The organism is Serratia sp. LSHTC3 (genome assembly GCF_057197125.1).
Genome location: NZ_JBXUNP010000002.1, coordinates 969,759 through 990,487 on the forward strand (window position 1 = coordinate 969,759; position 20,729 = coordinate 990,487).

At 59.6% G+C, this 20,729-nt stretch carries 23 protein-coding genes; 11 read left to right on the forward strand and 12 right to left on the reverse strand.

Annotation, left to right across the window (positions count from 1 at the left end; genetic code table 11):
• Positions 1-96: 96 nt before the first annotated feature.
• On the reverse strand, positions 97-1,734 hold the full coding sequence (gene eptA, locus AC2CGI_RS11950) for a phosphoethanolamine transferase EptA (RefSeq protein ID WP_049240185.1): 1,638 nt from the start codon (positions 1,732-1,734) through the stop codon (positions 97-99).
• Positions 1,735-1,872: 138 nt separating this feature from the next.
• A complete protein-coding gene (locus AC2CGI_RS11955) occupies positions 1,873-2,514 on the reverse strand; it encodes an NAD(P)-dependent oxidoreductase (protein WP_004931317.1) in 642 nt (213 codons plus the stop codon).
• A 139-nt stretch (positions 2,515-2,653) separates the two neighbouring features.
• Between AC2CGI_RS11955 and AC2CGI_RS11960 the strand changes: the two genes are divergently transcribed.
• From AC2CGI_RS11960 to AC2CGI_RS11970, 3 genes are all read left to right on the forward strand, one after another.
• The gene (locus tag AC2CGI_RS11960; RefSeq protein WP_217697365.1) at positions 2,654-3,583 is read left to right on the forward strand and encodes a LysR substrate-binding domain-containing protein; all 930 of its coding nucleotides are present in this window, start codon (positions 2,654-2,656) and stop codon (positions 3,581-3,583) included.
• A 23-nt stretch (positions 3,584-3,606) separates the two neighbouring features.
• Positions 3,607-3,846 (forward strand): DUF1289 domain-containing protein, encoded by a 240-nt coding sequence (locus tag AC2CGI_RS11965; protein WP_015377731.1) that lies wholly within the window; start codon positions 3,607-3,609, stop codon positions 3,844-3,846.
• Positions 3,847-3,945: 99 nt separating this feature from the next.
• Entirely contained in the window at positions 3,946-4,842 is an 897-nt protein-coding gene (locus AC2CGI_RS11970) for an aldo/keto reductase (protein ID WP_004931312.1), read from the forward strand.
• A gap of 59 nt (positions 4,843-4,901) precedes the next feature.
• Here the strand turns inward: AC2CGI_RS11970 and AC2CGI_RS11975 are convergent, their stop codons facing one another.
• Complete coding sequence (locus AC2CGI_RS11975; RefSeq protein WP_044031338.1) at positions 4,902-6,746, reverse strand: polyurethane esterase; 1,845 nt, start codon at positions 6,744-6,746, stop codon at positions 4,902-4,904.
• A gap of 241 nt (positions 6,747-6,987) precedes the next feature.
• On the opposite strand from AC2CGI_RS11975, the gene sodC reads away from it, so the two are divergent.
• Positions 6,988-7,509 (forward strand): superoxide dismutase family protein, encoded by a 522-nt coding sequence (gene sodC, locus AC2CGI_RS11980; protein WP_015377733.1) that lies wholly within the window; start codon positions 6,988-6,990, stop codon positions 7,507-7,509.
• On the opposite strand, the gene AC2CGI_RS11985 is transcribed toward sodC, so the two are convergent.
• From AC2CGI_RS11985 to AC2CGI_RS11995, 3 genes are read right to left on the reverse strand one after another with little or no spacing between them, the layout of a single operon-like run.
• Positions 7,510-9,540 (reverse strand): FUSC family protein, encoded by a 2,031-nt coding sequence (locus AC2CGI_RS11985; protein WP_076740273.1) that lies wholly within the window; start codon positions 9,538-9,540, stop codon positions 7,510-7,512.
• A 3-nt stretch (positions 9,541-9,543) separates the two neighbouring features.
• Positions 9,544-10,407: an efflux RND transporter periplasmic adaptor subunit gene (locus AC2CGI_RS11990; RefSeq protein WP_015377735.1), complete on the reverse strand. Its 864-nt coding sequence runs from the start codon at positions 10,405-10,407 to the stop codon at positions 9,544-9,546.
• Between the two features lie 3 nt (positions 10,408-10,410).
• On the reverse strand, positions 10,411-10,647 hold the full coding sequence (locus AC2CGI_RS11995) for a DUF1656 domain-containing protein (protein WP_004931303.1): 237 nt from the start codon (positions 10,645-10,647) through the stop codon (positions 10,411-10,413).
• 180 nt (positions 10,648-10,827) lie between these two features.
• Here AC2CGI_RS11995 and slyA point away from each other — a divergent pair, with 180 nt between their 5' ends.
• On the forward strand, positions 10,828-11,259 hold the full coding sequence (gene slyA / locus AC2CGI_RS12000; protein WP_004931301.1) for a transcriptional regulator SlyA: 432 nt from the start codon (positions 10,828-10,830) through the stop codon (positions 11,257-11,259).
• 93 nt (positions 11,260-11,352) lie between these two features.
• Here slyA and AC2CGI_RS12005 read toward each other — a convergent pair whose 3' ends face one another.
• On the reverse strand, positions 11,353-11,817 hold the full coding sequence (locus AC2CGI_RS12005) for an outer membrane lipoprotein (protein ID WP_025159710.1): 465 nt from the start codon (positions 11,815-11,817) through the stop codon (positions 11,353-11,355).
• Positions 11,818-12,169: 352 nt separating this feature from the next.
• Between AC2CGI_RS12005 and anmK the strand changes: the two genes are divergently transcribed.
• From anmK to pdxY, 5 genes are all read left to right on the forward strand, one after another.
• Entirely contained in the window at positions 12,170-13,291 is a 1,122-nt protein-coding gene (gene anmK, locus AC2CGI_RS12010) for an anhydro-N-acetylmuramic acid kinase (protein WP_015377738.1), read from the forward strand.
• Positions 13,292-13,336: 45 nt separating this feature from the next.
• Complete coding sequence (locus AC2CGI_RS12015) at positions 13,337-13,639, forward strand: MliC family protein (protein WP_004931294.1); 303 nt, start codon at positions 13,337-13,339, stop codon at positions 13,637-13,639.
• 89 nt (positions 13,640-13,728) lie between these two features.
• Positions 13,729-14,382, forward strand: a complete 654-nt coding sequence (pdxH, locus tag AC2CGI_RS12020; protein WP_004931292.1) for a pyridoxamine 5'-phosphate oxidase — start codon at positions 13,729-13,731, stop codon at positions 14,380-14,382.
• Positions 14,383-14,520: 138 nt separating this feature from the next.
• Positions 14,521-15,795: a tyrosine--tRNA ligase gene (gene tyrS, locus AC2CGI_RS12025; RefSeq protein WP_021505454.1), complete on the forward strand. Its 1,275-nt coding sequence runs from the start codon at positions 14,521-14,523 to the stop codon at positions 15,793-15,795.
• Positions 15,796-15,879: 84 nt separating this feature from the next.
• Complete coding sequence (pdxY, locus tag AC2CGI_RS12030) at positions 15,880-16,740, forward strand: pyridoxal kinase PdxY (RefSeq protein WP_075685335.1); 861 nt, start codon at positions 15,880-15,882, stop codon at positions 16,738-16,740.
• 39 nt (positions 16,741-16,779) lie between these two features.
• On the opposite strand, the gene gstA is transcribed toward pdxY, so the two are convergent.
• The 4 genes from gstA to AC2CGI_RS12050 form a co-directional block, all read right to left on the reverse strand.
• Positions 16,780-17,385, reverse strand: a complete 606-nt coding sequence (gene gstA, locus AC2CGI_RS12035; protein WP_076740272.1) for a glutathione transferase GstA — start codon at positions 17,383-17,385, stop codon at positions 16,780-16,782.
• Between the two features lie 92 nt (positions 17,386-17,477).
• A complete protein-coding gene (gene dapA, locus AC2CGI_RS12040; RefSeq protein ID WP_004938372.1) occupies positions 17,478-18,362 on the reverse strand; it encodes a 4-hydroxy-tetrahydrodipicolinate synthase in 885 nt (294 codons plus the stop codon).
• A gap of 356 nt (positions 18,363-18,718) precedes the next feature.
• The gene (locus AC2CGI_RS12045) at positions 18,719-18,982 is read right to left on the reverse strand and encodes a YjbD family protein (protein WP_004938373.1); all 264 of its coding nucleotides are present in this window, start codon (positions 18,980-18,982) and stop codon (positions 18,719-18,721) included.
• A gap of 95 nt (positions 18,983-19,077) precedes the next feature.
• Positions 19,078-19,773: an HD domain-containing protein gene (locus AC2CGI_RS12050; protein ID WP_021505451.1), complete on the reverse strand. Its 696-nt coding sequence runs from the start codon at positions 19,771-19,773 to the stop codon at positions 19,078-19,080.
• 201 nt (positions 19,774-19,974) lie between these two features.
• On the opposite strand from AC2CGI_RS12050, the gene AC2CGI_RS12055 reads away from it, so the two are divergent.
• On the forward strand, positions 19,975-20,367 hold the full coding sequence (locus AC2CGI_RS12055; protein WP_004938379.1) for a nuclear transport factor 2 family protein: 393 nt from the start codon (positions 19,975-19,977) through the stop codon (positions 20,365-20,367).
• Here the strand turns inward: AC2CGI_RS12055 and AC2CGI_RS12060 are convergent.
• Complete coding sequence (locus AC2CGI_RS12060) at positions 20,364-20,633, reverse strand: hypothetical protein (protein ID WP_004938382.1); 270 nt, start codon at positions 20,631-20,633, stop codon at positions 20,364-20,366. The two genes, AC2CGI_RS12055 and AC2CGI_RS12060, sit on opposite strands and share 4 nt — an antisense overlap.
• Between the last annotated feature and the right edge of the window lie 96 nt (positions 20,634-20,729).

Below are 20,729 nucleotides of genomic sequence, written 5' to 3' on the forward strand. Positions count from 1 at the left end.
CCGATTGGTCTAGGTCAATGGGAATAAAAAAACCGGCGCACAAAACGCCGGTTGTCTGCAAACTATTGTGCCCCAGCGGCACGCGGAAGTTAAGCGCTACGCCGCGTTGCGGCAGCGTTGCAGGATATCCAACTGGGATTGATATTCGCGGGTTTGTACGTTCAGCATGCCCAACAGGGTGTGGAACAGGTTGTCCTGCGAAACCTCGTCCTTTTCCGCCAGCGTATTCAGACACTGGCGATCGATGCCGAAATTGCGCTGATAGTCGGCCGACATCCACATCAGGAAAGGCACGTGCGTTTGCTGGCTCGGCGCGAAGACATAAGGCGTACCGTGCAGATACATGCCGTTTTCCCCCAGCGATTCGCCATGATCGGACAAATAGACCAGCGCGGTATTGAAACGGTCGTCATACTGCCGCAGCAGCTTGATGGTGGCATCGAGCATCGCGTCGGTATACAGGATTGAGTTGTCGTAGGTGTTCACCAATTGTTCATGGCTGCAATCCTGGATCTGATTACTGTTGCAGGTCGGCGAAAACGCCTGGAATTCTGGCGTGCTGCGGCGGTAGTAAGCCGGGCCGTGGCTGCCCATCTGGTGCAGCACGATCACGCCGTCGTCTTTCAGGCTATTGATGTAGTCGTTCAGCTTGTACAACAGCACGTTGTCCATGCAAACCTCGCCGTCGCAGTCCTGCGGCGGTTTCAGCTTGGTCATGTCGATGTGCGGCACCCGGTCGCAGGCGCCTTTGCAGCCGCCGTCGTTATCGCGCCACAGCACATTGACGCCGGCATGCGCCAGCACGTCGAGCATGCCTTCCTGGTGCGTCGCCTGGGTCGCGTCGTACTCCTTGCGTGGCATGTTGGAGAACATGCAGGGCACGGAGATCGCCGTTTCGGTGCCGCAGGAGCTGGCGTTTTTGAAGTAGACCACGTTGTCCTGCTTCAGGCGCGGATTGGTTTCGCGTTCATAGCCGCCTAGGGAGAAGTTTTCGGCGCGGGCGGTTTCGCCCACGACCAGGATCACCAGCGTTTTCTTGGCCTGCCTGGCGATCAGCGGCCCTTTACGCGCATCTTCGCCGATCTTGACCAGCGGCAGATTGCGGGTGAAGTAACGCTGTTCGGTAAACTTGATGGTGCCGGCCACGAAGTTGGAAGGCGTCAACATCTTCACCACGCTCTTATTGTTGCGGATCAGCGAAGCGTAGTCTTTGTAGAACAGCGCGGCGACGATCAGGATCACCACCAACGACAGCATGACGTTGGCGGCGCGCAGTCCGACCATGTACCACCAGGGGCGAGTTTGGCGAATTTGAGTGAAGCAGACCGCCACCGCCGGCAGAATGCCGAGCAGCGTCAGCCACAATCCCATGCGCGGCGTCAGCAGCGCGGTCGCCTCCTGAGGGTTGGTTTCGAAGGCGTTCTGCATCATGTTGCCGTCGATCACCACACCATAGCTGAACATGAAATAGTTGGCTGCGGCGCTGCCGAGCAAGAAAAAGATGATCAGCGGCTTGCGCAGGTAGGGCACGGTCAACACGCTGAAGATGATATTCAACGCACAGAAGATCACCACCGGCATGCTGGCGGCGAAAATCACGCTGTGGGCGCTATCGAAGGTGATATACGACCAGGCGCGCTGCAGGAATAAGGCGTTCTGAAATAAAGTGAAGAACAGGGCGGCGGCGAGGGTAAAACCGAGGCTGTTGCACCGTAAGCGTTGACGTAACCACATTGCCAAATCGGGATCCTGAAAGTAGATAATGCCTTGAAATCTACCGGATGAAACTTAAGAAAACCTTAGAAACTCAGATTACTGGCGGCGGAGAATACGCGGAAAACGCCAGGCCGAGCGGCCTGGCGGCGGGGCGGTTTAGTAGGCGGCGGTGAATTGCGCGCGAATAAACTGAGGCTTTTCAATCTCATCAACGATAGCGACCGCCAGGTCTTCCACCGAAATGCTGGCCGGCGCTTCGCCGTTCATCAGCAGTTGCGTGGTGCCGAGGCGGAACTGGCCGGTGCGTTTGCCCGGCTCCAGCAGGGCGGCCGGCGAAAGATAGGTCCAGTCGAGTGCCGACTCGTTACGCAGTTTGTTGCGCAGATCGCGCACCGCCTGCGCGCCGGGGCGGATATTTTCCGGGAACTGCGGCGTATCCACCAGTTCAACGCCCGGCGCCACTTCCAGGCTGCCGGCTCCGCCGACCACCAACAGGCGTTTGACGCCGGCCTGCTCGACCGCGGTGAGGATCTGCTGGGCGCCGCGGGTGGTTTTCTCATACAGGTTGTCTTCGCCCCAGCCGGGGTTGTAGGCGCTGATCACCGCGTCCTGGCCGCGCAATTGTCCCGCCAGCCAAGCCGTATCGGCGACGTCGCCCAGTGCGACGGTCAGATTGGCGTGCTCCGGCAACTCTTTTTTCTGGCGCGCGATTGCCGTCACCTGAATACCGCGAGCCAGCGCTTCATCCACCACGCGGCGGCCAACAAAACCGGTTGCTCCAATAATGGCTACTTTCATCTGTATGCTCCTTCGGGGATAGGTTCAGTATTGTGAGGCAGGCCGAGGTGCCTGCCGCGTGGTTTCTACTCTAGTCCTTAACAATAGCCGTGATTAGTGCCATATTCATGCTTTCTTGATTAAGTAAAACTTCATAATCGTGGATAAACTCAATCGAATGGCGGTATTCGCCACCGTGGTGGCGGAGGGCTCGCTGGCCGGTGCGGCACGGCGGCTGGGCATGACGCCGTCGGCGGTCAGCCAGCACATGCGCTCGCTGGAGAAGGCGCTTGGGGTGCCGTTGCTGCATCGTTCCACCCGCCGTCTGGTGCTGACCGAGGCAGGAGCGGCGTTCTATCCCGGCTGCGAGGCGATGCTGCAACAGGCGCTGCAGGCGGAGCAGCGGTTGGCGGAGCTGCGGGATACGCTGGTGGGGGAGCTGCGCATCGCCACCCCGGTCGGCATCGGCGGCCGATCGCTTGCGGAGGCGTTGTCGCCGCTGTTGCAGGCGCATCCCAAGCTGACGCTGCGAGTGCTGGCGGACGATCGCATCGTCGATATGATAGAACAGCGGGTCGACATTGCGCTGCGGGCCAACCGGCAGCTGGCGGACGCCAATATGATTGCGCATCCGCTGACGGCGTGGCCGATGGTGCTGTGCGCCGCACCGCGTTACCTCAGCCAGCATGGGGTGCCGGAAAAACCGCAGGATTTGGTACAGCACCGCTGGATCTCCAGCGGCTACAGCGGGGCGCATCTGGATTTGCAGCACCAGTCCGGCCAGCAGGTCAAGCTGCGGCTGGCGGAAGGACAGATCGTCAGCGAGAGCATGAACGTGATGCGCGCCTTTACCCGCGCCGGTCTGGGCATTTCCGTTCAGCCGCTGTATGAAATTGGCGACGAACTGCAGCGCGGCGAGCTGTTGCTGCTGTTGCCGGAGTGGCGGCCGGCGCCGCTGCGGCTGCACGCGCTGACGCTGGAACGCACTATGCCGGAGAAAAGCCGCCAGGCGCTGCGCTATTTGCGTGACTATTTTCGCCGCAATGGAGAAAAGGGACTTGCCAGCGGCGGCGATGGCGTCTTCAATTAGCAAGAGAACGCAGGAGGAGCCCCGTGGCGCAGCAGCTTGAGTTTTTCGACATCCCCAGCCCGTGTCGCGGCATTTGTCAGGCCGACGATCGTGGATTCTGCCGTGGCTGCCTGCGCAGCCGCGAGGAGCGTTTCGGCTGGATGAACATGAGTGATGCGCAAAAGCGCGAGGTGTTGCGCCTGTGCCGTCAACGCTTCCTGCGGCTGCAGCGCGCCAATAAAGCGCCTGACGAGCCGCTGCCGGAGCAGCCGTCGTTGTTTTAACCTTTCCTGATCTGCCGCACGTTCGTGTGGCTTACCGCTTCCCTGTGCCTCACCGGCTTGTGTATGCTGGCTGACAACTAATGTCATGAGGTTTTCGCAATGGTAGAACGTATTCGTCTCGCGCCGCAGGGGCCTGAATTTTCCCGCATGATTTGCGGTTACTGGCGGTTGATGGAGTGGGGCATGTCACCGCAGCAGCTGCTGACGTTCATCGAACAGCATGTCGAACTGGGCGTCACCACCGCCGATCACGCCGATATCTACGGTGGCTATGCCTGCGAACAGGCGTTCGGCGACGCGCTGCGTCTGAAGCCGGCGCTACGCCAGTCGCTGGAATTGGTGACCAAGTGCGGTATCGCCACCACCGCCAAGCCCGGTAACCCGATTGGGCATTACATCACCGACCGCGATCATATCGTGCAGAGTGCGGAACAGTCACTGCGCCATCTGCATACCGATTACCTCGATCTGCTGCTGATCCACCGCCCGGATCCGTTGATGGACGCTGACGACGTAGCCGAAGCCTTCGTTGCGTTGCACAAAAGCGGCAAGGTGCGCCATTTCGGCGTATCCAACTTTACGCCCGCGCAGTTCCAACTGTTGCAGTCGCGTCTGCCGTTCACGCTGGCGACCAACCAGGTGGAGATCTCGCCGATTCACCAACCGGCCATTCTCGACGGCACGCTCGACCAGTGCCAGCAACTGCGCATCAAGCCGATGGCCTGGTCCTGCCTGGGCGGCGGGCGCCTGTTCAACGACGCCGAGTTTCAGCCGCTGCGCGACGAGTTGCAGCGGGTGGCGCAAGAGATCGGCGCGGAGACCATCGAGCAGGTGGTGTACGCCTGGGTGATGCGCCTGCCGTCGTCGCCGTTGCCAATCATCGGCTCCGGCAAGATTGAGCGGGTGCGTTCGGCGCTGAAGGCGCAGAAACTGGTGCTGAGCCGCCAGCAGTGGTTCCGCATTCGCAAGGCGGCGCTGGGGTATGACGTGCCTTAAGGCGGGCAGAAAGAGGAAAGCCGGGCGGCGAAAGCGCCCGGCTTTTTTTATGCCGATCTTTAGGCCAACACCACCTGATCGGTGCTGATGTGATCGAGCGAGACGCCGATCAGCGTGACCTGGCTGTGGCCGAAGGCCAGCACCAGATCGTCGTTTTGCTGCGTGGCGTAGTCGCGGATATTGCCGCTGGCGCCTTCGGTGCCGATAAATACCAGTTTATCGCTGGCGTTGAAGCCATACAGCTGGTCGCGGCCGAAATCGCCGCTGAACAGGAAGGTGTTGCCGTTGCCGACGCCCTTCAGGATGTCATCGCCGCTGCCGCCGACGAAGGTCAGGTTGCCGCCGGCGTGGCCGATCAGCGTGTCGTTGCCGGCGTTGCCGAACAGCCAGGCGTCGTGGCTGCGAGCCTGCAGCACGTCATCGCCGTCGCCGCCGGTGGCGGCGGCGGCATAGGCTTTGAGGCCTGAGTCCGATTTCAATCCGGCGGCGGTTACCTGATGATCCACTTCTTTGTTGAAGATAAGCCAGGAGGTTTCTTTGCTGCGCAGGGTGCTGATGTCGTCCGCCAGCGTAATGCCGCCCTTGGCGTCGCGCAGGTAAAGCGTGTTGCCGTCGTAGGCGACCTCGGTATTCTTCAACGCCTGCTGGGTATCGAAGATATTGTGGCCTTTGCCGCCGGCGATCAGGTTATAGCCGCCGGCGTCGCGGAAGATATCGTCGCCGTCGCGGCCCTCGAGATAATCGTTGCCTTTGCCGCCCTTGATCAAATCATTGCCGTCGCTGCCGATGATAAACGTCGGCCCGCTGTGCGTTTCCGCGTTGCGGTTCAGGTCTTCCACCCAGGTACTGCCGCGCGTCACGTTCGACAGGTTGGAGACGATGATGGTCGAGTCTTTGTCGGTCAGCGAATAAAACTCGGAGTTCAGCACCCGCATCAGGCCATCCTGATAGAAGAACGGCAGGTGGGATAGCCAGGTCGGAATGTTGAGAATGGAGAACGGCAACAGATTCCAGGCGTCCGACGCGTAGTGGTCGTTGAAGTTGACGATATTGTTGGTGGCGGAGGTATGCGGCGCATCGTGAACGCCCAATGACGGCAGGGTCAGCGAGGTGCCGTCGAGCGCGCGAAACACCGGATCGTTCTCATAACCGATGTTGATCACCTTGCCGCCGGCTTCGTACTGGGTCGGCGAGGCGAAGGCGACATAGTTGGACTGCGCGTAGAAGCCGCCCCAGTTGGCGTCGCTCTGCGCCGCCATGCTGTTGACCGCCAGCCCGCCGAGGCTGTGGCCGCTGACCACCACGTCCTCGCCGCTCAGCCCGTGGGCCTGCGCGAATTTCGCCACGTCGCCCAGCAAGTTGCCGAACGCCTTCAGCGTATAGCCGTCGGCGTAACCTTTCGGCCCGAACCCGGCCAGCAGATCGTTAATCACATCGCCGATGGTATCGCCGATCAACGACTCGCGCGGGCCGCTGGTGCCGCGAAATGAGATGCCAATGGCGGTGAGATTGCCTTCGCTGTCATATTTGCCCAGCACCTCGGCCTGCGCGGTGGTGTAACCGGCGGTCTCGCCGTAGTAGGTGCCGCGCGCATCGGTTTTGCCGGCGTAACCCAACTGCGTGGCATCGATCACCGACCAGCCGGCATTATTTACCGCTTCCTGCGCGGCCTGTTCGGAGTCGGGGTTCCAGGGCAGGCCGGGCAGGCCGCCCTGCGACTGGGTGCTGCCGATGAGCGCCGTGATCAGCGTCAGCGGCAGACCGAGCCCGAAACCGGTCTGGTGATAGCCTTCATCGAAGCCGTTATCGATATTGTGGTAAGCGTAGGTAGAGATGGCCAAGGCGTCGGAAAACAGCGCCTTTGACGCGTTTTCGTCCAGATCCTTATAGCTAAAGATGCCCATATCAGTTCCTTATGAAGTATGCCGCCTGGCCGGGAAGTGAACTCTCGCGCGTCGGCGGTGGAAACAGGGAAACAACGTTAGCCGAACGACAGCTGGTCAGAGGACCAACATCGGTAGAATTATTATTGGTGCTAAATATTAGGCCCGCGAATCAAATTGGCGAGATTGTGCGTTGGTTAACAGTGCTGGCGTTGGCTCTCCTATACTGATAACTCGATATAGTCATTAAGGAGACTGATTGATGAAACGTTATTGGTATGCGGCGCTTGGCCTGATGGCCTGCGGGGCCGCTCAGGCGGCGACGGTCGACGTTGAGATGAATTTGGTGACCGGGCAGGGTATCGGTCAGGATATCGGCAAAGTGGCCATCAGCGAAACGCCTTACGGCTTACTGTTCACGCCGAGCCTGAAAGCCTTGCCGGCCGGGGTGCACGGTTTTCATGTGCATGAGAAAGGTAGCTGCGAGCCGGGCATGAAGGACGGCAAGGCGGTGGCGGCGCTGGCGGCTGGCGGGCATTTTGATCCGCAAAAAACCGGGAAACACCTCGGACCCTATGCCGACGGGCATCTGGGCGATTTGCCGGCCATCTATGTGACCGCCGACGGCATGGCGAACGATCCGGTGTTGGCGCCGCGGCTGAAAAAAATCAGCGAAATTGAGGGCAAGGCGCTGATGGTGCACGCCGGCGGCGATAACCACTCGGATCATCCACAGCCGCTCGGCGGCGGCGGTGCGCGCTTCGCCTGCGGCGTGATCAAGTGATCACCCGCCGCTAACGGCCGGTGCGGCGGCGGGCTGGCCCATCGCCTGTTGCAACTGCTGCAGCGAGCAGTAGAGCCGCCAAATCAGGCCAGCCAGATCGCGCGCCGCCTGTTCCGGGTGGTGCGCCAGCGCGTTGCTCATGCGCAGCAATTCCTGCAGTGTGGCGTCCAGCGAACTGTGCTGCACGCCTTTCTCCGTCATGATGCCGCGCAGGCAGTGGATACAGACGTTGCGCACCGCCGACAGCGGATCTGATCGGGTTTGCCAGTCGCGCAGTTGCCAGACGATATGGCTGCAGTTGAGCAGCACCACGCCCCAGCGCAGTAACCAGGTGCGCGCCTCCTGATCCTGACTTTGATTGAGCTGGCTGATGCGATGGTAGATCAGCGATTCAAACTGGCTTTCGCTCTGCTGCGGCCGTTTGCTCAACTGATCGATAAAGTCGCGCCGCAGCGCGCGGATAATGCGGCGGCTTTTGCGTTTGTCCGAGCTGGGGCGCAGGATCTGAAACGCCAGCCCGGCCAGCAGCACGCCGACGACTTTAGCGATGTTGTCATTGATAAAGGACTGGTAGTCATAGCTCGGCGGATTGCTGACGGTCAGAAACGAGCCCATAAAGACGATCAGCTGCCCCCAAAGCGCGGCATAAGGCGGGTTCTGCAGCTTGAGCATCTGCATGGTCACCAGGATCGGGAACAGGAAGGCGCAGAACACCCAGAAATCGTCAATCTGGATCATCAAACCGAATTTCACCACGAAGCAGGCGACCGAGAGCAGCAGCACCGCCTTGAGCAAGGTGCTGACGCTGTTGATCGGCGAAGGCGTGGAGGAGTAGAGCACGCAGCTGATGGCGGTGAGCGTCAGCGCCGCGCTGCCGGCGTCCCATTGCGTGTTGATCCAGTAGGCGCAGCCGATCACGATGCACAAAAAGGTGCGCAGGCCATTGTAGGCGGCTTCATAGCTGTCGGTATGGCGCGCCAGCGAAGTGGCGCGCGGCGGTTGGAGATCGCTGACCGCCGTGGCGCTTTCCAACCGCCGCAGCCAGCGGCTGCAGCGCAGGTAAAGCCAACAGAAATCGCGCAACCGCAGCCAGAAGGCGCGATGGCGATAGTCCGCGGGATCGTGCGGCGCGATCTGCTGGAGCAGGCGCGCCAAGCGATATTTATCGGTGGCGGGATCGCGCAGCTCGTCCAGCAGTTGCGTCAGCACCGGCATCAGATTGACGGGGCGATCCGGCCAGTTCAGCAGCATGCGGCGCAGGCTGGAGATGACGCTGGTAATGCGCAGCTGCTGGTGCAGCAGATAGTTGAGCAGGTTATTTTGCCGCCGCAGCCGGTAGTGGCTCCAGAATGCCTGAATGCGCAGCAGGTTCATGGTCAGGATCTGGCCGATGACCCCTTCGTGCGAGGTGCGCATCTGCGCGGTGACCTCCGGCTGCCACAGCATGGCGGCGTGCTCCAGCAGGCGCAGTTGCATGCGCCGCAGCGAGGTCATCAGGGCTTCGCCGTCGGAGGTGCTGGGCAGGATCATCATCATCAACCCGCCGCACAGAATGCCGGTGATCACTTCGCAAACTCGCGCCTGGGCGATGTCGAAGATCTGCTGGGTATCGGTGACGTTGACCGTGCCGAAGGCGATGATGGCGGCGGTATAGCCCGCCAGCGCGAAGGCATAAGAGACGTTGTTTTGGTAATGGTTGGAGACGTAGGTGCACAACCCGATCCAGGCGGCGATGAACAGCGTAAACAGCCAGGGATCGTTCAGGCAGTGGCCGGCGATCGCCACCGAGGCGGCGGCGCCCACCAGGCTGCCGAAGATGCGGCCGATGCTTTTGCTGATCACGCCGCCGATGGTGGGGAAGCTCACCACCGCGGCGGAGGTAAGCGCCCAATAGGGTTCGTCGAGTTCGAGCACGAACGCGACCCACAGCGCCAGACACATCGCCAGCGAGTTGCGCAGCGCATAGCGCCATTGGCCGCCGGTCGCCTTACCCCAGGGGGTACGGCTCCACTCCAGAAAGGGCAGGTTCACACTTTAGTTCCGCTGATGAATCGAAATGGTGCAGGTGGTGCCGGCAACCAGCGTCAAATCGGCGGGCACGTTGAGCAATTTTATCCGCACCGGCACGCGCTGAGCCAAACGCACCCAGGGAACATTGGGCTTAACATCCATTAATAGATCGTTGTTGCTGTCAACGCTCTGATCGTAAATGGCGCGGCCGATACTCTCTACTTCTCCCTGCAGCGGGGTGTTGCCGTTATATAAGACAATATCGGCTTTATTGCCTTCTTTTATATGTTTCAGCTTGGTTTCTTCGAAATAACCGAGTACATAAAACGAATGGACATCCACCAACGCGACCAAAGGCGTGCCGGCGTTGGCGTAGTTCCCGACCCGCGCCTGCAGATTGGTGATATAACCGTCGGTCGGCGCGTAAATTTTAGTTTTGCTCAAATTCCATTTGGCCTGTTCCAGGTTGGCCAGGGCGGCTTTATAGGCGGCCTTCATTGCCTGAGCGGCTAAATTGGACTCGTCCAAATCTTCAGCGGAAATAACGTTGCGCGGCAACCCGCGGCGTCGGGCGGCTTCGTGGTCTGCCTTGGCCAGATCCGATTGCGCTTTTGCCACCGCGGCCTCGGCATTGTCCAGCGCGATCTGGTAGGGCACCGGGTCGAGGGTAAAAATCAGACTTCCCGCAGGTACGAACTGATTGTCATTCGCGCTTATTTTCTCTAATCTTCCAGAGACTTCAGGGGTGATATTGACGAGTTCGGCGCGCACTTTTCCATCACGGGTCCATGGGGATTGCATATAATAATTCCAGAGCCACCAACCGGCGCAGACGGCAATGGCGCAGACGATCACCGTAGAGAAGTATTTTAATGTTTTATGCTGCATGGGTTACCAACTCGCTAAAATCCATAAGGAACCGCTGACGGTCAGAACGAAAATGGACAGGTCCATCAACATGGGATGCCAGATTTCACCGGAATACATCCAGTCTCTCAGCAGTTGATGAATCAGCAGCCATAAGACCAGTCCTAGTAAAAAAGCTTTAAATATAGGTGGAAAATAAAGCGATGCCCCCAGGACCAAATCGGGTAAGGGGGATGAGGTGTGTAACCATGATGTATTCACATTAACAATCCCTAAGGGTGAATATGTTGAATATTTGCATAACGATTAAACGATAACGGCCGAAAATAGTGGCTATTTCCACAATATACATTATATACATTTGTGTTTTTAATGTGAGTTACCCAAAATAGTCTAAACTCTGGGAGGTAATGTTAGCATGCTAATTATAAGGAGGGGGAAGTGGAGTCAACATTAGGTTCAGATTTAGCACGATTAGTTCGTGTTTGGCGCGCGCTCATCGATCATCGGCTCAAGCCGTTGGAGCTGACCCAAACGCACTGGGTCACTTTGCACAATATCAATCGTTTGCCGCCGGAGCAGTCGCAAATCCAGTTGGCCAAGGCGATCGGTATCGAGCAACCGTCACTGGTTCGCACGCTGGACCAATTGGAGGAGAAGGGGCTGATCACGCGTCACACCTGTGCCAACGATCGCCGCGCGAAGCGCATCAAGCTGACCGAAGCGGCCGATCCGATCATCAGGGAAGTGGACAGTGTGATCACGTCTACACGCAGTGAGATTTTAAGCGGCATTACCGCCGACGAAGTGCATCTGTTGGTAGGGCTGATTGGCAAGTTAGAACAAAATATCACCGAACTGCAGAACAAATAATAATATTCTTATTTTTCTACGATTACAGTTTCACAGCATCAGAAATAAAACCGGAGGCGATTGCCTCCGGTTTGCCGTGTGCCGCCTGCTGACTTACAGCGGAGAGACGGTGATGGTGTCGCCCATGCGCGCCATGCGCACGCGCTGACCCGGGCTGAACTTGGTGTCGCCTGCTTTCTGCACCACCACGATGTTCTCTTTCTGGTCGGTTTTGATTTCCAGCTCGTAGCCTGAGGTACGACCGGCCACTTCACCGATGCTGTTGCCCGCCGCGCCGCCGGCGATAGCGCCCGCCGCGGTAGCCAACGTACGGCCGGTGCCGCCGCCAACGGTGTTGCCCAACAACCCACCAATTACCGCGCCGCCGATCATCCCCAAGGCGTTGGAGCCTTCGCCGCCCTGAATTTTAACCGGACGCACGGAAACCAGCGTCCCGTAAGTGACGTTCTGCACCTGCTTGGCCTGCGAGGACGAGTAGACATCGCCGGACATGGATTCATTGGCACACCCAGCCAACGTAACGGCGGCGACGGCAACGACGAGAAGACGCTTGATCATATAAAACTCCTGATGGTAGTAGTCCATAACCTGGCAATGCTCACCAGGCAAGATTCAGTGAAAATGATAGACAAAGTATGGCTGAAAGTTGATACAGCGCCATGCCTCATCGCTGCACGCAGCTTAACTTTTCTCTGTTCAACCAATAATAAACCGCGGTTTACCTTTATGACAGCCTCACCGACATTCCGTTGCCGGTTAACGCACGGTTTAACACATAAAATGTGCCACAGAGACGCATCTGGCTCACGGCGCGTAAAAAAAAGCATCATAATTCATGGCGTTAATTCGTCAATTCTGGTTTATTTGTCAGGATAAAATTTGCTTACCGTGCGGGTTAGAGGATGTTGCTATGAAGTCAGGCCGCTATATAGGCGTCATGTCCGGCACCAGTCTGGACGGAATCGATGTGGTATTGGCCGCGATTGACGATCGCATGGTGGCGCAGCAGGCCAGCTATAGCCATCCGATGCCGATGGCGTTGAAAAAAGAGATCCTGGGGATGTGCCAGGGGCAGCAAACTACGTTGGCCGCCGTCGGCCGGCTGGATGCGCAGTTGGGTACGCTGTTCGGCGAGGCGGTGCTCGGCCTGCTGAAGCAAACCGGCATCGACGCGGAGCAGGTCACCGCCATCGGTTGCCACGGCCAGACGGTGTGGCACGAGCCGGAAGGCGACGCGCGTTTCTCGATGCAGCTCGGCGATAACAACCGCATCGCCGCGCTGACCAATATCACCACCGTCGGCGATTTCCGCCGGCGCGACATGGCGTACGGCGGGCAGGGCGCCCCGCTGGTGCCGGCGTTTCATCAGGCGCTGCTGGGGCATCCCGTCGAGCGGCGCATGGTGCTAAACGTCGGCGGCATCGCCAACCTCTCTCTGCTGTTGCCCGGTACGGCGGTGCGCGGTTTCGATACCGGGCCGGGCAACATGCTGATGGACGCCTGGGTGTGGCGCCACCGCGCGCAGCCTTATGATCAGGACGGCGGCTGGGCGATGCAGGGGCGAGTCTGCTTGCCGTTGTTGCAGCAGATGCTGGCGGATCCGTACTTCGCGCAACCGGCGCCGAAAAGCACCGGCCGCGAGTATTTCAATATCGCTTGGCTGGAGCGGCAGCTGGCCGGACTACCGGCGATTGCGCCGGTCGACGTGCAGGCCACGCTGACGGAGCTGACCGCCGTCAGCATTAGCGAACAGGTGCAGCTGGCCGGCGGGTGCGAGCGTCTGTTGGTGTGCGGCGGCGGGGCACGCAACACGCTGCTGATGGCGCGTTTGTCGGCGCTGCTGCCGGGCACTGAGGTCGGGCTGACCGACGATTTCGGCGTCAGCGGTGACGACATGGAGGCGTTGGCCTTTGCCTGGCTGGCCTTCCGTACGCTGTCCGGCCAGGCCGGCAACCTGCCTTCGGTAACCGGCGCCAGCCGTGAAACGGTGCTGGGTGGGATTTATCCGGTTTTGCCATTGGGGGGCCGTTAGCTCTGTTAGGATAGCCTGTGAAGGATTTTTCTAAGGAGCAACAGCATGAAAAAAGTCATTTTCGTCGCCGGCGCGCTGGCGCTGTCCGGCTGCAGCTACATCCTGCCGCAGAGCAGCCAGACGATGCACTACCAGTGCGGCACTACGCCGCTGACGGTGGCGCTCGACGGCAAGGCGAGCGAAGTCAGCCTGCTGATGGATGGCGAGCAGCTGCATCTCAAGCAGGTGCTGGCGCTGACCGGCGCCAAATACAGCGACGGCAAATACACTTTTTGGTCGAAAGACCGTAACGCCTATCTTGAGCGCAACGGCAAGGTAGTCATGAGCGACTGCGTGTTGACGGAGTGAGGGTTGACGGCGGCGTCGGAGCGATTGAGTTCCTGACGCCGCAGGCGCAGAATGTAACGACGGATTTTTTCAGTTGGTCGATAACCCAGATGATTGAAAAGAATGAGTTTGATGTTGCGGACCTGCGCCGTGAATACACCCGGGGCGGCCTGCGCCGCAACGATCTGACCGCCAGCCCGCTCGAACTGTTCGAGCGTTGGTTGAAACAGGCCTGCGACGCGCGCCTTGCGGATCCCACCGCCATGTGCGTCGCCACCGTCGACGAACACGGCCAGCCTTATCAACGCATCGTGCTGCTGAAGCATTTCGATGAGCAGGGGCTGGTGTTCTACACCAACCTCGGCAGCCGCAAGGCGCAACAGCTGGCGCACAACCCGCATATCAGCCTGCTGTTCCCCTGGCACATGCTCGATCGCCAGGTGATTTTCCTCGGCCAGGCGGAGCGTCTGTCGACGCTCGACGTGCTGAAGTATTTCAACAGCCGGCCGAAGGACAGCCAGATCGGCGCCTGGGTCTCGCAGCAATCGTCGCGCATTTCCGCGCGCGGCGTGCTGGAAAGCAAATTCCTCGAGCTGAAGCAGAAGTTCCAGCAGGGCGAGGTGCCGTTGCCGAGTTTCTGGGGCGGATTCCGCGTGAAATTCGACTCCGTCGAGTTCTGGCAGGGTGGCGCCCATCGCCTGCATGACCGTTTCCTGTATCAGCGGGACGGGAATGACTGGAAAATTGACCGACTGGCACCCTGAAGGCGGAAAATCCTCTCTAAGCGCTGGTGCTGATGCCGCCGGCGCTTTATTCTATGCGCTACCCTGAATTTTTATTTCGCCACTGGGCGAAAGGCCGTGTACCGGCAAAGGTGCATTCGTTTATACATGGAGTCATTGATGGCAAGCAGCAACTTGATTAAACAACTGCAAGAGCGGGGCCTCGTTGCCCAGGTTACGGATGAGGAAGCGTTAGCGGAGCGACTGGCGCAAGGGCCAATTGCACTGTATTGCGGTTTCGATCCGACCGCTGACAGCTTGCATTTGGGCCATCTGGTTCCTCTGTTGTGCCTGAAGCGCTTCCAGCTGGCCGGCCACAAGCCGGTAGCGTTGGTGGGCGGCGCCACCGGCCTCATCGGCGATCCGAGCTTCAAAGCGGCGGAGCGCAAGCTGAACACCACCGATACGGTGAACGAGTGGGTCGAGAAGATCCGCAAACAGGTTTCCCCGTTCCTCGATTTCGACTGCGGCAGCAACAGCGCTATCGCGGCCAACAACTACGACTGGTTCGGCGGCATGAACGTGCTGACCTTCCTGCGTGATATCGGCAAGCACTTCTCCGTCAACCAGATGATTAACAAGGAAGCGGTTAAGCAGCGCCTGAATCGCGACGACTCCGGCATCTCCTTCACCGAGTTCTCCTACAACCTGCTGCAGGGCTTCGATTTCTCCGAACTGTACAACCGCCACCAGGTGGAGCTGCAGATCGGCGGTTCCGATCAGTGGGGCAACATCACCTCGGGTATCGATCTGACGCGTCGTCAGCATCAGAAGCAGGTGTTCGGCCTGACCGTGCCGTTGATCACCAAGGCAGACGGCACCAAGTTCGGTAAAACCGAAGGCGGCGCGGTCTGGCTGGCGCCGGAAAAAACCAGCCCGTACAAGTTCTACCAGTTCTGGATCAACACCGCAGATGCCGACGTTTACCGCTTCCTGAAGTTCTTCACCTTCATGAGCCTGGAAGACATCAACGCGCTGGAAGAAGAAGACAAGAACAGCGGCAAGGCGCCGCGCGCCCAGTACGTGCTGGCGGAAGAAGTGACCGGCATGGTGCACGGTGCGGAAGGCCTGGCGGCCGCCAAGCGCATCACCCAGAGTCTGTTCTCCGGTGCGCTGCACGACATGACCGAAGCGGACTTCGCCCAGCTGGCGCAGGACGGCATGCCGACCATCAAACTGGACCGCGACGCCGATCTGCAGCAGGCGCTGGTGAATGCCGAGCTGGTACCGTCACGCGGCCAGGCACGCACCATGATCGGCTCCAACGCGGTAACCATCAACGGCGAGAAGCAGTCCGATGCCGAATACCGCTTCAGCGATTCAGACCGTCTGTTCGGCCGCTACACGCTGCTGCGCCGCGGCAAAAAGCATTACTGCCTGGTGGATTGGCAGTAAGCGAATAATAATGGTAAGGGGCCCTGGCGGCCCCTTTATTTTTGCGCAGCCGCCCGGCTGCCGTATTCCGAACGAGTTCTGTCGATGAAAAACATTCTTTCTATCCAGTCGCACGTGGTGTTTGGTCACGCCGGCAACAGTGCGGCTGAATTTCCGATGCGCCGCATGGGCGCCAACGTCTGGCCGCTGAACACGGTACAGTTCTCCAACCATACGCAATACGGCCAGTGGACCGGCTGCGTCATGCCGGCCAATCACCTGACCGAGATCGCGCAGGGCATCGCCAATATCGATCAACTGAAGCGCTGTGATGCGGTGTTGAGTGGCTATATCGGTTCGCCGGAGCAGGGCGACCATATTCTGGAGATCGTGCGCCAGGTTAAGCAGGCGAACCCGAATGCCTGGTATTTCTGCGATCCGGTGATGGGACATCCGGAAAAAGGCTGCATCGTGGCGCCGGGCGTGGCCGAGTTTCACTGCTGCCAGGCGCTGCCGTGCAGCGACATGATGGCGCCGAACCTGCTGGAGTTGGAGATGCTGAGCCAGATGGCCGTCGCCAACGTGGCCGATGCGGTGCAGGCCGCCCGCGCGCTGATCGCCAAAGGGCCGCGGCTGGTGCTGGTCAAGCATCTGGCCCGGGCCGGCTATCACGCCGACTGTTTTGAAATGCTGCTGGTGACGGCGGAGGAGGCCTGGCACATCAGCCGGCCGCTGGTGGACTTCGGCGCGCGTCAACCGGTCGGCGTCGGCGATTTGACCAGTGGTCTGCTGCTGGTGGATCTGCTGAAGGGCGAGGCGCTGGATAAAGCGCTGGAGCACGTGACCGCCGCCGTGTATGAGGTGATGCTGACCACGCAGGCGATGGGCGAGTACGAACTGCAGGTAGTGGCGGCGCAGGATCGGATCGTGCAACCGCGCAGCGAGTTCAAAGCGGTAAAACTGTAAGTGCAACGGGCCCCGGCGATAGCCACCGGGGCCGAATGTTTACTTCAATCCTTCGGCGTTCAGCGCCGCATCCACCGCCGGGCGCGCCGCAACGCGATCGAACCAGGCCGCCAGATGGGCGTGTTTGCGCACGTCGAACTGCAGGGCGAACGCCCAACGCAACACGGTGAACAGATAGGCGTCGGCCACGCTGAAACGGTTTCCCAACAGGAAGTGCTGCTTCGCCAGCACCGAATCCAGATAGCTGAACTGTTGCTCCAGCCTGGCGCGCGCGATGGTTTTGTATTCCTCGGGCGTTTTCGGGTTGAACAGCGGGCTGAATGCTTTGTGCAGCTCGGTGGCAATGTAGTTCAGCCATTCGATCGCGTGGTAGCGCGACAGGGTGCCCGCCGCCGGGATTAGGTTGCGATCCGGCACACGGTCCGCCAGATATTGCACGATCGCCACGCCTTCGGTCAGCAGGCTGCCGTCATCCAGCAGCAGCGCCGGGACCTGTCCCTTGGGGTTGATGGCGAGGTAATCGGCGCCGCTCTCGGTTTTCTTCTGCGCCAGATCGACCTTCTCCGCCGTAAAATCCAGCCCTGCCTCACGCAACACGATATGCGGGGACAGCGAACAGGCGCCGGCTTTATAGAACAGTTTCATCGGAAGCTCCTTGTTGATGACGAATGACGGGCATGCTTAACCTCTCATCGTAGTCCCATAGCACCAAAATTACAGCGGCTTAGCTAACAAATTTAACCGACGATCGCCTCGGCGGGCTGCAGCTGCGCCAGCGTCGCGGCGATCTGCTGCTGCAGCGCCGGCGGCGCCACCTGCATCGGCGAACGCAACTCGTTGGCGATCAGCCCCTGCTGGGCCAGCACCGTCTTGACCGGCGCCGGATTCGGGAAGCTGAACATCTGGTGGATCATCGGCAGCAGCTCGTAGAAGTTGCTGCGCGCCGCAGCCAGATCGCCGGCGGCGACCTGCTGCACCAGCTGGACGAAACGTTCCGGGTGAACATGCGCGGCGGCGGAGATGGCGCCGGTGCCACCGAGGCACAGCGTGGTGAGGATCAGATTGTCTTCCCCGGTCATCACATCGATTTCGCCATCGGCGATCAGCGCCATGGTGGTGTCAGGGTTGCCGCCGCAGTCCTTGATGGCGGTGATGCGCGGATGGCGTGCGAGCCGGCGCAGCGTGGCCAGCTCCATGGCGATGCCGGTGCGCTGCGGAATGTTGTACAGGATCACCGGCACGGTGGAGGCGTCGGCCAACTGGGTAAAATAGTCGATCAGGCCGCATTGCGAAGGGCGGATGTAGTAAGGCGCCGGGATCAGCACGCCGGCGATGTCGCGCAGCTGAATGGCCTGCTGCATTTGCAGCGTGGCGGCCATGTTATTGCCGGAAAGGCCCATCACCACCTGGCGTGCAGGCGCCACTTCCAATACGGCGTCGAGCACCGCCAGCTGTTCTTCTTTGCTCAGCGCGGCGGCTTCACCGGTGGAGCCGCAGACCACCAGACCATCGATGCCGGCGTCGAGCAGGTGCCGCGCCAGGCGTTGCACCGCCGGCAGGTCGACGGCGTCGTGATTGAAAGGGGTAACCATCGCCACCCAAATACCCGAAAATGAGGCCATAAAATATTCCTTCTGTGTGACCGACAGAGAAGCCAGATGAGAAAATTGAAGGCGGGGCGTTGCGTGCCATCCAGTCAGCTCATCTGACGGGACAGCGCGCCCCGGTCAAATGAGCGTCTGTTTCTTTGATGTAACCGCCGCCAAACCGCCAAGGGGCAACGCAGGCGTCATCAGAATATCAGCGTTGCGTGGGTAGGCCATGGCAGTCTCGCGAAAAGGGGAAGTGGGGTGATAATGAATATTCTTCATCAGGCTGTCAATTTACAACAGATTGATAACATTGTTATTCATGATTCGCCGGTGAGGATGAGTTTGGCTAATAAATAAAAATCCCCGCCGCGGCGGGGAGGGTTGGCTCAGCGCGGCGGGCGGGAGCCGATGGTGGCAGACCAACTGAAAGTGTCGCCACTTGGCCGGTAGCGGTTGGCTTTGCGTTCTGCACGCTCCGCCTTGGCGAGCTTCGCTCTGGCGGCCATGATGCGCGCCACCACTTCATCCTTGACCTTGTGCTGTTCGGCGTTGGTCAGCGGCCTGCCATGGCTTTTACGCGCCTTGTCCAATTCGGTTTTCACTTCCCGCTGTTCGCTTTCCGTCATCTCTTTCAACGTCAACTTTTTCATCTGTGCCGCCCGTTCGGTGAAGTTGACTTACAGTTTAGCGGCGTTATATGACCGAAAATGTTATGGGCATAACGAAAATGCCCCGTAGGCCGGCATTACACCTCCTCCAGCAGATCGTCGACAAAGCGCCGCATGCGTTCGGTGCGCTGTTCGGCCATCTGCCGCCCGGCGGCGGTCTGGAAGCCGTCTTGTAGCTTGAACAGTTTGGTTTCGAAGTGGTCGAGGCAGAAACGCTTGTCGTCGTATTGACGATGTTCGGCCCGCGGATCGGCGGCGTCATACAGCGCGCTGCGCATGCGGCCGCCGATATAGAAGCAGCGCGCCACGCCGATAAGGCCGATAGCGTCGAGGCGATCAGCATCCTGCAGGATCTTCGCCTCCAGCGTTTGCGGCGGGATGCCGGCGGAAAAACTGTGCGCTTCAATGGCGTGAGCCACCGCTGCGATGTCCGCCGGCGCCCATTCCAGCCGGGCCAGCGTCAGCGTGGCTTGCTCTGCCGCCATGCGCGAGGCCAGATGGCGCTGCGGCGAATTCTTTTCCACCGCGACGGCGTCGTGCAGCAGCACCGCCGCGCAGAGAATGCGCCGGTCGCCGCCTTCCTGCTTGCTGATCCGACGGCAGTTCTTCCAGACCCGGTGCAGGTGCGCGACGTCATGCGAACCGTCGTCCGACTCGAGGGTGAGCGGCAGCAACGTTTGTGCCAGCGCCTGGTAGGGGGAAAACGGTTGTAACAGCTCTTGCGTCAGCGAGGGTAAAGACACGTTCAGCTCCTGTTGGGGGAAATCGGTCAATCAGCATAGCCGTGCCGGATGCCGGGAGGATGACAGTAAAACGGCTATTGTTTACTAAAGTGCAACCCACTATTGTCATAACTGCGGTTTTTGCAGCGAAACAAGCAACCTAGAATAGCCGAATTCCGCCGTCTCCGCTTGGTGAGAGCCTGTGTCCGCGGGGATGGCCGGAATATCCTCATCAGCCATGGGAGAAGAGACATGCCAACCCCTCTTGAAATAGTGCGCGCAACCTATGAAGGCAGCTCCGAAGAAAACGGCCGCAATCTGCTGGCGGCGCTGGCCCCTGATGCCGAGTGGACCGAAGCCGCCGGTTTCCCTTACGCCGGTACCTATATCGGCCCGGAGAACATCATCAAGAACGTGCATCAGCGCCTGGGCAGCGAATGGCAAGGTTACCGCGCCGACGTCGATCACTTTTACGACGCCGGCGACAACGTGATCGCTCAGGGTTTTTATCACGGCACCTACCGGGCCACCGGCAAATCCTTCAGCGCCTCTTTTGCGCATATTTATACGCTGCGCGCCGGCAAAATCGTGAAGTTCGTGCAGATCGTCGACAGTGCTAAAGTGCTGGAGGCGATGCAGCCTTAATCGCCGCTGCGCTTGCCGAATTTGCGGTCAAACTCGCGCCGGTAACCCCGGGCCTTGTTGCGATCGCGGATCCACAAATAGCCGCACACCAGCGCAACCGCTCCCGAGAAGGTGACGTTGCGCATATCCCGGTCATACCAAAACACCAACAGCGCATCCAGCGCCGCAATCAGCGCGATCCATTTGTACATATGGGATTGGCGCCGCGTGGCGGCGTTGAGTCGTTTTAACTGTCTGGCTTCGTCCAACACCGGTTTTTGCTGCATAGCGTTTCGTTATCGTCAGGCTGTTCACGCTAAATTAGCAGAATTTCCCTCACCGTCGCAAAGATTAACGCGCGGCGTCATGCGGTTTTCACCGCC

Excerpts from the sequence above, each read along its gene's own strand:
- eptA (WP_049240185.1), bottom strand. The coding sequence starts at position 1,734 with ATGTGGTTACGTCAACGCTTACGGTGCAACAGCCTCGGTTTTACCCTC.
- AC2CGI_RS11955 (WP_004931317.1), bottom strand. The coding sequence starts at position 2,514 with ATGAAAGTAGCCATTATTGGAGCAACCGGTTTTGTTGGCCGCCGCGTG.
- AC2CGI_RS11970 (WP_004931312.1), top strand. The coding sequence starts at position 3,946 with ATGGTAGAACGTATTCGTCTCGCGCCGCAGGGGCCTGAATTTTCCCGC.
- AC2CGI_RS11975 (WP_044031338.1), bottom strand. The coding sequence starts at position 6,746 with ATGGGCATCTTTAGCTATAAGGATCTGGACGAAAACGCGTCAAAGGCG.
- sodC (WP_015377733.1), top strand. The coding sequence starts at position 6,988 with ATGAAACGTTATTGGTATGCGGCGCTTGGCCTGATGGCCTGCGGGGCC.
- AC2CGI_RS11990 (WP_015377735.1), bottom strand. The coding sequence starts at position 10,407 with ATGCAGCATAAAACATTAAAATACTTCTCTACGGTGATCGTCTGCGCC.
- AC2CGI_RS12005 (WP_025159710.1), bottom strand. The coding sequence starts at position 11,817 with ATGATCAAGCGTCTTCTCGTCGTTGCCGTCGCCGCCGTTACGTTGGCT.
- anmK (WP_015377738.1), top strand. The coding sequence starts at position 12,170 with ATGAAGTCAGGCCGCTATATAGGCGTCATGTCCGGCACCAGTCTGGAC.
- AC2CGI_RS12015 (WP_004931294.1), top strand. The coding sequence starts at position 13,337 with ATGAAAAAAGTCATTTTCGTCGCCGGCGCGCTGGCGCTGTCCGGCTGC.
- pdxH (WP_004931292.1), top strand. The coding sequence starts at position 13,729 with ATGATTGAAAAGAATGAGTTTGATGTTGCGGACCTGCGCCGTGAATAC.
- tyrS (WP_021505454.1), top strand. The coding sequence starts at position 14,521 with ATGGCAAGCAGCAACTTGATTAAACAACTGCAAGAGCGGGGCCTCGTT.
- pdxY (WP_075685335.1), top strand. The coding sequence starts at position 15,880 with ATGAAAAACATTCTTTCTATCCAGTCGCACGTGGTGTTTGGTCACGCC.
- gstA (WP_076740272.1), bottom strand. The coding sequence starts at position 17,385 with ATGAAACTGTTCTATAAAGCCGGCGCCTGTTCGCTGTCCCCGCATATC.
- dapA (WP_004938372.1), bottom strand. The coding sequence starts at position 18,362 with ATGGCCTCATTTTCGGGTATTTGGGTGGCGATGGTTACCCCTTTCAAT.
- AC2CGI_RS12045 (WP_004938373.1), bottom strand. The coding sequence starts at position 18,982 with ATGAAAAAGTTGACGTTGAAAGAGATGACGGAAAGCGAACAGCGGGAA.
- AC2CGI_RS12055 (WP_004938379.1), top strand. The coding sequence starts at position 19,975 with ATGCCAACCCCTCTTGAAATAGTGCGCGCAACCTATGAAGGCAGCTCC.
- AC2CGI_RS12060 (WP_004938382.1), bottom strand. The coding sequence starts at position 20,633 with ATGCAGCAAAAACCGGTGTTGGACGAAGCCAGACAGTTAAAACGACTC.